At 39.3% G+C, this 10,973-nt stretch carries 11 protein-coding genes and 1 pseudogene; 7 read left to right on the top strand and 5 right to left on the bottom strand.

The features are described from left to right. The 3 genes from I8752_RS33555 to I8752_RS33545 all read left to right on the top strand — a co-directional run. A partial coding sequence (locus tag I8752_RS33555; RefSeq protein ID WP_214436492.1) for a transposase occupies positions 1-443 on the top strand: 443 nt, incomplete at its 5' end. Positions 444-727: 284 nt separating this feature from the next. Next, a complete protein-coding gene (locus tag I8752_RS33550; RefSeq protein WP_214436491.1) occupies positions 728-1,201 on the top strand; it encodes a hypothetical protein in 474 nt (157 codons plus the stop codon). 196 nt (positions 1,202-1,397) lie between these two features. Next, the gene (locus I8752_RS33545) at positions 1,398-1,793 is read left to right on the top strand and encodes a hypothetical protein (protein ID WP_214436490.1); all 396 of its coding nucleotides are present in this window, start codon (positions 1,398-1,400) and stop codon (positions 1,791-1,793) included. A 102-nt stretch (positions 1,794-1,895) separates the two neighbouring features. Here the strand turns inward: I8752_RS33545 and I8752_RS33540 are convergent, their stop codons facing one another. Continuing rightward, positions 1,896-2,330 carry an EamA family transporter gene (locus I8752_RS33540; RefSeq protein ID WP_214436489.1) on the bottom strand — a complete coding sequence of 145 codons (435 nt, stop codon included), beginning with the start codon at positions 2,328-2,330 and terminating at the stop codon, positions 1,896-1,898. 593 nt (positions 2,331-2,923) lie between these two features. Between I8752_RS33540 and I8752_RS33535 the strand changes: the two are divergent. Beyond that, positions 2,924-3,267 (top strand): annotated as a pseudogene (locus tag I8752_RS33535) (photosystem II q(b) protein); the annotation flags it as partial. A 648-nt stretch (positions 3,268-3,915) separates the two neighbouring features. Next, entirely contained in the window at positions 3,916-5,307 is a 1,392-nt protein-coding gene (locus I8752_RS33530; protein ID WP_214436488.1) for a malic enzyme-like NAD(P)-binding protein, read from the top strand. A 34-nt stretch (positions 5,308-5,341) separates the two neighbouring features. Here the strand turns inward: I8752_RS33530 and I8752_RS33525 are convergent, their stop codons facing one another. Then, a complete protein-coding gene (locus I8752_RS33525; RefSeq protein WP_214436487.1) occupies positions 5,342-6,022 on the bottom strand; it encodes a Uma2 family endonuclease in 681 nt (226 codons plus the stop codon). Positions 6,023-6,085: 63 nt separating this feature from the next. Further along, complete coding sequence (locus tag I8752_RS33520) at positions 6,086-6,832, bottom strand: creatininase family protein (RefSeq protein ID WP_214436486.1); 747 nt, start codon at positions 6,830-6,832, stop codon at positions 6,086-6,088. Positions 6,833-6,957: 125 nt separating this feature from the next. Here I8752_RS33520 and I8752_RS33515 point away from each other — a divergent pair, with 125 nt between their 5' ends. Then, positions 6,958-7,518 carry a hypothetical protein gene (locus I8752_RS33515; protein WP_214436485.1) on the top strand — a complete coding sequence of 187 codons (561 nt, stop codon included), beginning with the start codon at positions 6,958-6,960 and terminating at the stop codon, positions 7,516-7,518. A gap of 109 nt (positions 7,519-7,627) precedes the next feature. On the opposite strand, the gene I8752_RS33510 is transcribed toward I8752_RS33515, so the two are convergent. Then, positions 7,628-7,801, bottom strand: coding sequence for a cupin domain-containing protein (locus tag I8752_RS33510; protein WP_225896064.1), 174 nt, complete (start codon positions 7,799-7,801; stop codon positions 7,628-7,630). A 71-nt stretch (positions 7,802-7,872) separates the two neighbouring features. Further along, the gene (locus I8752_RS33505; protein WP_214436494.1) at positions 7,873-8,238 is read right to left on the bottom strand and encodes a Mo-dependent nitrogenase C-terminal domain-containing protein; all 366 of its coding nucleotides are present in this window, start codon (positions 8,236-8,238) and stop codon (positions 7,873-7,875) included. A 1,418-nt stretch (positions 8,239-9,656) separates the two neighbouring features. On the opposite strand from I8752_RS33505, the gene I8752_RS33500 reads away from it, so the two are divergent. Next, entirely contained in the window at positions 9,657-10,844 is a 1,188-nt protein-coding gene (locus tag I8752_RS33500; protein ID WP_214436484.1) for an MFS transporter, read from the top strand. The last annotated feature ends 129 nt before the right edge of the window (positions 10,845-10,973 follow it).

The raw sequence follows: 10,973 nt of genomic DNA, 5'->3' as shown, positions 1-10,973 counted from the left end.
GAACAAGAGTATACGAAATGAAACCATTTTGTCGTGGTACAAAAGTTACGGTAATTGGAGCAATAAGTATTAAAAAAGTGGTGGCATTAATGACGATAAATAACTCAATGGATAGTCAGGCATTTGAAGTATTTATTGAGAAGTTTTTATTGCCTCAATTATGGTCAGGAGCAGTGGTAGTTATGGACAACTTACCTGCACATAAACTAGCATCAATTGAACCAATGATTGAATCTGTAGGTGCGAAAGTCTTATGTTTATCTCCATACTCTCCTGATTTTAATCCCATTGAGTTATGGTGGTCACAACTGAAATCTTTTTTACGTACTTTTTCTCCAACTACAACCGAAATAGTTGATAAAGTTATCTCTGTTGCTCTCTACTTGATGAATCCTCAACATTTAAAAAACTGGTTCACTAATTGCTGTTATTGTACCTCATAACATCGGGAAACGCTGTATCATTTGACTTTATAAATGATGTAAATACGGGTATAAGGGCGAACGTAACAGCGCCCCTACAATTTCTTGCATATGTATCAAGATTTTGGTGAATTGGTATTAGATCATTTTTGGAAATGTCTAATATAGCCGCTTACTGCACTTTTACACTAATCCATGACTAGCAAACTGTTAGAGAAGCTACTACTAGGGGAAAACTTAAAACAAACCTTAGATTCATATTGCAATTATCGAGGTTTTATTCTTAGCCAGCAATCTAAATCAAAATGAAAGTACTACCTGATGATACCTTTACAATTTTGACACCAGACTCACTGCCTATAGTTCTACAACGACTGAGTGCAAAAGTTGAGCCTACAAAAATGTTCCGGGTTTCAAAAAAACATGCACCCTACCAAGGAACTATTTCCGAACAAGGCTTTCAAATCACTCGCATAATTCACTATCGTAACTCATTTTTACCAGTAATTCGAGGACGCTTTGAAGCACAAGTTCATCAAACAGTAGTTCATATACAAATGAGCCTACACCCTTTTGTGATGACATTTTTAGGATTCTGGTTTTTATGCTGGTATGGTGCGGTTGTTCCCATAACATTAGCAGGTGCTATGCCTAGTCAGATGATTGCAATATTTTTAGGAATGCCTATAGCGATGTTGATTGTCTTCTGGATAGCTTTTTGGACAGAAGCAAATCGCAGCCGCAGTGAATTGACTCAAATTATTCAGGGACAAGCATAGTTAAGCTGTTTCAAGTCAAAGAATGCGATCGCTATTACGTGTAACATACTTCAAGCAGACTAAGAATCACCCAATTGGATGATAAAAAATTCAACCAATTGGCTGAACCAAGTGGAGGAGGTTAAGAATTATAAAATAAAGAGAATCTCATAATAGTAGTATTATTTGTTGTTCGCTCAAGTTAAGGATAAACCTCATGAAAATTACATATTTGATAAATTCAGCACTGATTGTTGTTACTACTATTTCTTTAACATCGGGAATTGCTAGCGCTCAATCAATGACGAATGGCAACGAGGAAGTCAAGACCGCTACTAGGTCTCAAATATTAAGCGATAATTCTCCGAATGCTAGCTATCTGCAACCCTTTAATCTTGTTTCTCTTGCATATCAAGGCGGTCTAACACAACAAGGCATTCCTAGTGGTGGAACTTTAATTGCTGAACGCCAAAATAGAAAAGTTAATGGAGAAAGTTTAGTCAAGGCTGCTGTTCAGGCTAACAAATTACCAGAGCAAGTTTTAAGCGATCGCAGTTATATTAATGCTGTCAATGTACAGTTGACTTCCCTATCTAGAGAGTTTTCTTTCTAAGTGTTATACCCATAGCATTTTTTAAGCAGAGTCAAAATGGATAAGTGAAGGAATTAAAATAGCAAAGTAGTTATTGATATGCAACTTTGATTTAGTTATTTATCAAATAATTAATACTAAAGTACCAATGACTACTAAGCAAGTTCCTAAAATAATTTTCCAGGTTAACGATTCTCCTAAAAAAATGACCGAAAACAATAGAACTAATACCAAACTTGATTTATCAATAGGTGCAACAAGTGAGGCTTGGCCTGCTTGTAAAGCTTTAAAATAAAATATCCACGATAAGCCAGTAGCTACACCAGACAATAGTAAGAAAATCATAGTTTTTCGAGGAATTGTGAAAATATTCACAGCATTACCTTGAACAAACACAATTCCCCAAGCAATTACTAAAATTATAATAGTTCGTATAGCTGTTGCTAAATTGGAGTTAACATTTTCAACACCGATTTTAGCAAAGATAGTTGTCAAAGCTGCAAAGATTGATGAAAGCAATGCATATATCCACCATGCTTCTATATTATTAAATTGCATTATTGTTAAATAAAATTTCAAGTTAACACCTAATTATAATTTAATTATTGCTATTAATTAATAAAACTATTAAATATTTCCTGTTTACAAGTTAGTAGTATTAGTGTTGAATTTGATTTTTGAAATACAAATAAGGTGTGTTATGCATCTGGCTTCAGACTGCCAGGAAATATTTACCACCCATGGTAGATGTAAATGATGCGATCGCGGATAAAATTTTTTATCTCTATAATTGGCTGTACTACCACCAATCACAAGAAAGACGACGAAAGTTTTAGCAGTACTGAAACAATAGCTGAATACAAAAGAACGCATTGACTTTATTCTACGTTTAACTTAGCAAAACTTAAAACAAATATATTGAAAAATATAAATAATTAATGTAGAACGTGATATTAAGAGCCGGAAAAAGTTTCCCCATTTTTTTATAACATTCTCTCTGGGAAATTTGGTTAATAGCGTTTTCGGTGTGAGGCAATTCAGCAGATTTCCGGCAACTAGAGAGAAGGTATTTGCCAAAATTATTTACAAGCAGCAAAGTTCTCAAATCTGACGAACTGAGAAAGTTTGTTGTCAACACATTATAATCAACTAGCATTGTTGCAGCTCACGGTTACTTTGGGCGGTTAATTTGGCAATATGCCAGTTTTAATAACTCGCGTTCGTTGCACTTTTTCTTAGCTGCTTGGCCTGTCGTTGGTATCTGGTTGACAGCATTAGGTATCAGTACAATGGCGTTTAACCTCAACGGGTTCAACTTCAACCAATCAATACTTGACTCGAAGGTCGTGTAATTAATACATGAGCAGATGTGCTGAATCGCGCTAACCTAGGTATAGAAGTGATGCACGAGCGCAATGCTCACAACTTCCCGCTAGATTTAGCTACTAGTGAGGCAATACCTGTAGCAATCAGCGCTCCAGTAATTAATGGTTAATAATTTTCAGAAGACTCCAGGACTCACGCACAGGTAACGGAAAAACGAACCGCAAAGACGAGCCAGTGCGTTGGGCGGCTCTGCCGACTTGTAGACGCTTCTGCGGTGAGGGGGTCGCAGTCTTGGTGAGTCCACTTGCCGTCTTGGCGCTTTGCGTCGATGGCAAAGTGGCGTTAGCAAGAGCGTTAGCGACGCAGGAGCGTCACCCGAAGGGCGGTTCCCGTCGATTGCGTTAGCGACGCAGGAGCGTCACCCCCGAACCCGAAGGGCTTCCCGCAGGGTAGCAACTGGCGTGCAAAGGACACGAAGGAATGAGAGTTTCAAAGAGTTCTTACGCAAGTCCTAGACTCGATAAATTGCCTTTTTTGAATAAACAAGCGCTCTTGAAATCAGGGCGCTTTTTTTGCGATCGCCCTAAAAACGTTTTGCTTCGCATAAAGTGTATAAATCAGTGGCTAGTGGTTTAAACTGCTTAACAGCGCATTGAGGATTCCCAGGTCTTTGCGTATCTAAAGCTCTGATTGCTAGGCAATTAAGCGGCGTAGGGTTTCTGTTTCTGGCGCTTTTAGCTACAATCTAAAATCCTTCTTGAAAAGTTCTGAACGCCGTAAGCCGCCGCTCAGATTTACTGCAAAATCCCCAATTAATATGGCAAACCTAACTCCTAATTCTAGTTTTAGTTTGACACTACGCTTGCAGATTCCCAATCGTGTAGGCATGTTGGCTTCAGTTACGCAGGCGATCGCAACTACTGGCGGTAATCTCGGTCAAATTGATTTAATCGAGCAAACCCGCAAAGAGTCTACCCGCGATCTTACCGTTGATGCTGCTAGCACCGAACACGCTGAAACCATTGTGCAAGCAGTCAAAGCATTACCAGACATTAAATTGCTGAGTGTTTACGATCGCACCTTTAATTTGCATCGCGGTGGCAAAATCAGTATTGCCAGCAGAATCCCCTTAAGAAGCGTTTCCGACTTAGCAATGGCATACACGCCAGGAGTCGGTCGGATTTGTACGGCGATCGCTCAAGACCCAAATGAAGTTTACAATTTAACCATTAAACAAAATACTGTTGCCATTGTTACAGATGGTAGCGCTGTTTTAGGGTTAGGAAATCTCGGACCGGCTGCCGCCCTACCTGTGATGGAAGGCAAAGCGATGCTGTTCAAAGAATTTGCCGGGCTGGATGCTTTTCCGATCTGTCTCGCTACCCAAGATACAGATGAGATTGTGCAGACAGTCAAGAATTTAGCTCCGGTGTTTGGGGGTGTAAATCTAGAGGATATTGCGGCTCCCCGCTGCTTTGAAATCGAACAGAGATTGCGGCAGGAATTAGATATCCCCGTTTTTCACGATGACCAACACGGTACGGCAATTGTCACCTTGGCAGCATTATTTAATGCGCTGAAACTGGTGCATAAGTCAATTGGAGAAATCCACATCGCGATCAATGGTGCTGGGGCGGCTGGAGTAGCGATCGCCCGCTTACTCAAGAAAGCTGGGGCAGAAAAAATCTGGATGTGCGACTCTAAAGGCATTCTCTCTACTAATCGCACCGACCTGACACAAGAAAAGCAGGAATTTGCTGTGAAAGCTCAAGGTACTCTAGCAGGGGCAATGCAAGGAGCAGATGTTTTTATCGGTGTCAGCGCACCAGGGGTTTTGACACCAGAAATGGTGCAAGCAATGGCTAAAGACCCGATAGTATTTGCGATGGCAAATCCCATTCCCGAAATTCAGCCAGAAGTAGTTGATAAAAATGTAGCCGTCATTGCCACCGGTCGCAGTGATTACCCAAATCAAATCAATAACGTTTTAGCTTTTCCTGGCGTATTCCGTGGTGCTTTAGATTGTCGGGCACAAGCGATTACCACCACCATGTATTTAGAAGCTGCCAGTGCGATCGCGTCTTTAGTCAAACCTTCAGACTTAGATCGCGAACATATTATTCCCTCAGTCTTTGATGAGCGCGTTGTTTCTGCCGTTGCTGCTGCTGTGCAACGTGCCGCTCGTGAAGAAGGTATCGCTCGGAGTTAATTAACTTCTGGGATGGGCATTTTGCCCGTCCTAATTATCTTGGCTGCGATAGTCGATGAATAAAATCAGTATGTTCTGGTGTGTTGAGTCCTTCTTGTAACACAGCTAAAACTTTTGCTAAGTTTCCTGCAAGTAAGGCGTTTGATGCTAACCATAAACCAGGAAAAATTTCGCTTTTAATGACACCGTCTGCATCAGGTTTTAGAGTTATATACTCTTGTCCCTTTAATCGAAACCAAGTTACTTGGTTTTCGTAAGTTGTCCAAATAATATACTCTTGTACGCCATTGCGACGATATACTTTGAGTTTGTTGTGCAAATCGTATGCAGCGCTACTAGCTGCTATTTCTACAACTAATTCTGGCGCACCTTCTATATAATCATCATCACTGATTGTTGATTGACCTAAGTCTATTCGCAAAAGAGCATCTGGCTGTGGTTCGTTATCTAAATCTAAGCGAACAGTAGCATTATCGCCTAACCTAACTCCTGATGTTGCCGCATAGTAGACACCCAACCAAGTAATCACAAAGCTATGTGGTTCAGCATGACTTTCAAAACGTAACGGTGATGCCACGTAGACAACTCCCTCAATTAATTCAGCTTTTTTGACATTTGGCATTGCACGATAACGCCTCTCGAATTGATCGCGGGTTAAGCGATCGCCATTTTCTAAAGGTGGTAATTTAACTGATTCTTCGTTTTGAATAACCATATTTTTTATACCTTACTAAAGACGCAAAGGTGCAAAGAAAGACTTTACACCTCAACGTGAGTCTTACTCTGCGTTCGCAAATTCTAAATAGCCATTACTGAGTTCTTTCACTGCCAAATCATAAAATTGCTTGCCATGTTCTGGAGTTGCTAAAGCGGGATTCGATCCCATGCGTCCATCTGGGTAACGTACTCGAAAGTCAGCTGCACTATAAATCTTATGTCCGCTTGCCACTTCTGATGAGAGGGGTGCTTGCTTGATTGCTTCGGGATAAACGTATTGAGTTACGGCTACTTCACTGGGGGTTGCGTGAGAACCTTCTCGATCCCCATATAATTCTTTTGCCAGCTGATATACAGAACTGCACATAAACCAGTTAGCAACTTGACATTGTACCTTTGGGGCATTGGCAATTTGTAAATCTTCTAAATAAGCGTAAGTTTCAGAAAAGGCAGCTTTCAGGGTGGCAATATTTCCACCGTGTCCGTTGATAAAGTAGAACTTGCTAAAACCAGCTTTGGCTAAACAAGTTACATAATCTCGCACTAGTTGAATCAAAGTGCTGGGGCGCAGGCTAATTGTGCCAGGAAAGGCGGTATGGTGCAGTGCCATGCCAACATTGATTGTCGGGCCGACGATCGCCCCTGTAGCTTCGCCCACACCCCGTGCGATCGCTTCTGCACAAATAGCATCTGTGCCAATTAATCCGGTTGGCCCATGTTGCTCTGTGGAACCAATTGGGAGAATAATCCCCTGAGACTGCTGTAGATAAGCTTCAACTTCCTGCCAAGTACTCAAATGCAGTAACATTTTTGCTCGATATCCTCATCATAATTGCGGTGGGAGGAAACCTTTTGCTGCTTCACAGCATCTTTTGCATCTAACTCCCACTAACACGATTATGAACTTCTTTTCTTTGAGTGGAGCTCGTCACTATGAAATGCCGTCATTTCTGCCAAGCTTTTATCGGCTTAACTGGAGGATTCTTGTTATCTAGCAGTATTTTCACCCCTTCTGTGTTGGCTGGGCGCTATGTCTTAAATCAAACACCACAAACAATCGAACGCTATTTTGGTCGTTATATTACCAAACAAATTAATGGAAAGCGCTCGATCTATACCTATAATCCCAAAAGCTTCCGCCGATTATTTCCCCAGTTTCCCAAAAGTAATTTCTCTATTACCTTTATAAATAATCAAGCGAAAGATATTAGCCTAAATTTTAACGAAGATTTCGAGCAATATCCTGGGGATCGTAACTACGACCGAGTTGAAGCTGCAAAATTCTATAATTATATTTTTGGATACCAACCATCCATCTGGCAGGAACTTTCTACCAAATTTGGGGGCAATGAAACTATCTATTTCTATGAATATTGTCTTGGGGATGGGGTCGCAACAAGTTTTGGAAGATATGGATATAAGCAATTTACTGATGCTGCTACTTTATCCTATGATGCTCGCTGCGAGCCTCCCTACAATCGAGATTCATCCTAAGTCACAAAATGTATGCGTTCTAGAGAACAAAAAAGACAAGTAATTCTTGATTCTTAGCTCTAGACTAATCAACACAATAATGCTTTTTCGCCGTGTTACTTATAATTTCCTATGTGTCAGACATCCCAGCGGCAAAAGTCATTAAATATCCTTTACCCATTTGCACTGGTTGTCCGCCATTAGGCGTGGCGATCGCATTATTTACCAAAAAATAGTGAATTTCTTGAGTCCGGGGAAATTTGCAAACTTCTTTTTGCCAAATTACCCTTTTGAACACACCCAATTGGTTGAGACGTTGTTAACCGGGCTGATGTTCAATTTTAATTTTCATGCTGTGTTTTCTTGAGTTTGCACTTAGCAGTAAGACTGGATATCTTCGCCACATTGGTCTACTAAATAACACAAAGCCCGAAAACGCAAACCGACAAATTGCTCGTACAGGGGATTCAGCTTACACATGGGGGGAATGTGAGCTATTTTGCGACCAAACAACATTAGATCGCGCTCAAAGGGACATTGGGCAGGAATCAGTTTAGCAATAAAGTGAGCTAATTTACGATTTTGAACTTCTAGTTCGTCAAGCCATTTTCGCAATGGTTGCAGTACATCTAATTTAGATTTAGGTTTAGTCATTTGATTTGGACTACTTGCTTGCTGATTTACATTCATAAAGTTAACAAAAGCAGGAATGATAATCTTCTTATTGTTTGCTCTGAGCATATTCATGATTCAGGTTTCCTTGTGTTGATAAACTTTTCGTCAGGTGGAATAATTACCATGCAATATAGCCTAGCAATTTATCTCCTTGCTATAGTTTTCTCTAAATAAAAATAGGACAAGCATGGAGTAATGATCTGGCATAGAATTTGCAGGTAATATAGTCGAACTAATTGTTATTTAAACTCGGCAGATGGGGAAGAACTGTCCCGTTAACTACAAAATAACAAAGAAATTATAAAAGTAGGATTTCTTTAACTTATTAATTTTTGATATTAAACATAGCGATCCCCTATACTACATCTAAATAGCTGGTTTTGAAACTACACAGTACCTTCAACTGTGTGTTTGCTGGCGAAAACACGTACTTTTGTTATTCCATCAAGGCTTTTTCTAGATTAGCTTTCAATAACAATCGATATTATAGTACTGAGTATTAAATAAAATGTCTTATATGCTACATAAGCTAACCAAAACATTATTGAATAAGGAGTAAAAATCGTTTGATAAGTACAAACTAATATATCGATTGCAAAAACTGATAAAACATTGGGTTTGCCATTTTACTCTAATATGAGCTAAATAAGTCTTATAAACGCAAAAAATATCAAGCCAAAAGTAAAGCAGAATCATAAACATCAGTAATTAAATATGGCAAAATGACTAGCTAGCATAGCAGTTTTGCCTATAGGTAGGTAATTGGGCACAAATTATATATGGTCGCAGCCTAACTATATGGTTCAAAACGAACTAAAGTAAACTTTTGGTATAAGTCGAAAAATTTGCAAAATCACCCGGTAGGCATATTTTTCCTCCAAAATCCGGAACTCTATGCATGAAAAATTTCGCCGGGTGTTATCGTCTGCTCAACATTAATCATTTGATGAAGATTAATTGATAAGTATTAGCGATCGGGCAGATATTTCAAATATTTTATAAAGATTAATTATCGCAGTGAGTTCAATTTTTTTACAAAGCCTAATGTCTTTAGAATTATTATCGATTGTAGGAAGTATCGCCCATTGGGAAGGTGTGCTACTAACTATAAAATTAGTATAATTGATGCTTAATGTTGCAAGATTAATTTGACGATATTATAACTTCGCTACAAACTCAAGCTATAAATTGAATTAGAACTCTAAAAAGGCTGATACTTGTGATTTTGAGTTTGTTTGGAATTTTGTTGTGATGGAAACAACGTAAATTTTACCATAGTCTAAAATCAGAAAAGCTATAGGTATTGCTGAATATAGTCAATATCTATATTGCCTGTGTAACAATATGCGTACTGTTGATATTAATATGTTCTATTGTGTACGTAATATCTTGATAACAAGCTCGCCATTATGCAATTTTTAATGCCATTTTTCTCAGGATATTTGTCATACAATTGCACCACGTATCAAGGATAAGGCAGGATCATGGTTAATTTCAATACTCGCCGTGAGATTTTATGGCGACAAGTTTGGGGATTAGCCGCTTTATTAGCAGCGATAGTTTTTAGTTGGATAGCATACGGTTTTTATCAACCTAAAATTTTACGAGAACTAGAATTTGTCAATCTGGCAAGTTGGTTGGGAATAGTACAAGGCTTACTTGCAGCAGTTATAGAACCTTTGATTGGCGAACTTAGCGATCGCATTCAGCAGCGATTAGGCAGTCGTTTACCAATGATTAGTGTGGGAGTAGTGCTAGCAGGTTTAATTTTTGCTACTGTTTCGCTGTTAGTAGAATACAACTTGCCCTTAGGTATACGTTGGATTTTGCCAGTGCTGATGACTGCTTGGGTAATAGCAATAATTATGTTTCGCGGCCCGGCGATCGCACTTTTAACACAGTTTGCACCCATAAGCGAATTGCCTCAAGCCAATGCCATCCTCACGTTTGTATTTGGATTAGTGGGAGCCATTGGGCTAATGGGGAATACTCTACTCTATAGTATGGGTGCATCAATTACCTTTCTTTTAGGAGCGATCGCCTTAGTTTTGGGAGTATTTATTTTGCACTTATTTACTCCTAAACACTTTATTCATGCTGTTACCCTGAATCAAAGTGCCAATACCACTCCTACCGTACTGTTAATTCTAATTTTTATAATTGGTTTAGCTACAGGCTGCGAAATTAATTTATTACTATCAATTTTTCCGCAACAATTGCAAACTCAACTACCTGGATTGAAAGCAGAATTCATTGCTTCTGAGATACTTTTAGTCTCAGCGATCGCTTCGGTTCCTCTAGGAGAATGGACGACAGAATTAGGCACTAATAAATCTATGTTGTTTGGCTTAGGGGCAATGACAGGCTTAATGGGGCTGACGTTATTGAATGACAACAACGTTATCGCAATAGGATTGATACTTGGTTTTGGTGTCAGTTTTAGCTTAGTTTTTATCAGTATGATTTCCTTAGTGTTAGCTAAAATTCCTGCCAATCGAGCAGGCTTAGGCACTGGATTATATTTTGGTGGTAGCGCCTGCGGAATTGCGATCGTCTCTGCGCTGATGAAATCAATCGGGATCGCACCAGTATCGGCGTTTCTGTTAGCTGAATTTGCTTTTTTAGTTGTGGCTGTGTGTATTGTGATGATAAAGAAAATTTCAGTTGTTTAATCATTTACACTTCGGGATTAATACCCAGCAAACGTAATTGTTCAGCCAAGCGATCGGCTCTTTGCTTTTCTTGTTCGGCTCTTTGCTTTTCTTGTTCGGCTCTTTGCTTTTCTTGTTCGGCTCTTTGCT

Origin of the sequence: Dendronalium phyllosphericum CENA369 (assembly GCF_016056275.1) — a bacterium.
GTDB classification, from domain to species: domain Bacteria; phylum Cyanobacteriota; class Cyanobacteriia; order Cyanobacteriales; family Nostocaceae; genus Dendronalium; species Dendronalium phyllosphericum.
This window is presented reverse-complemented; position numbering and strand designations above follow the sequence as displayed.

What these genes read in the sequence shown, in the direction of transcription:
- I8752_RS33545 (WP_214436490.1), top strand. Translation starts at nt 1,398, where the DNA reads ATGAAAATTACATATTTGATAAATTCAGCACTGATTGTTGTTACTACT.
- I8752_RS33505 (WP_214436494.1), bottom strand. Translation starts at nt 8,238, where the DNA reads ATGCTCAGAGCAAACAATAAGAAGATTATCATTCCTGCTTTTGTTAAC.
- I8752_RS33515 (WP_214436485.1), top strand. Translation starts at nt 6,958, where the DNA reads ATGAAATGCCGTCATTTCTGCCAAGCTTTTATCGGCTTAACTGGAGGA.
- I8752_RS33525 (WP_214436487.1), bottom strand. Translation starts at nt 6,022, where the DNA reads ATGGTTATTCAAAACGAAGAATCAGTTAAATTACCACCTTTAGAAAAT.
- I8752_RS33550 (WP_214436491.1), top strand. Translation starts at nt 728, where the DNA reads ATGAAAGTACTACCTGATGATACCTTTACAATTTTGACACCAGACTCA.
- I8752_RS33500 (WP_214436484.1), top strand. Translation starts at nt 9,657, where the DNA reads ATGGTTAATTTCAATACTCGCCGTGAGATTTTATGGCGACAAGTTTGG.
- I8752_RS33520 (WP_214436486.1), bottom strand. Translation starts at nt 6,832, where the DNA reads ATGTTACTGCATTTGAGTACTTGGCAGGAAGTTGAAGCTTATCTACAG.
- I8752_RS33540 (WP_214436489.1), bottom strand. Translation starts at nt 2,330, where the DNA reads ATGCAATTTAATAATATAGAAGCATGGTGGATATATGCATTGCTTTCA.
- I8752_RS33530 (WP_214436488.1), top strand. Translation starts at nt 3,916, where the DNA reads ATGGCAAACCTAACTCCTAATTCTAGTTTTAGTTTGACACTACGCTTG.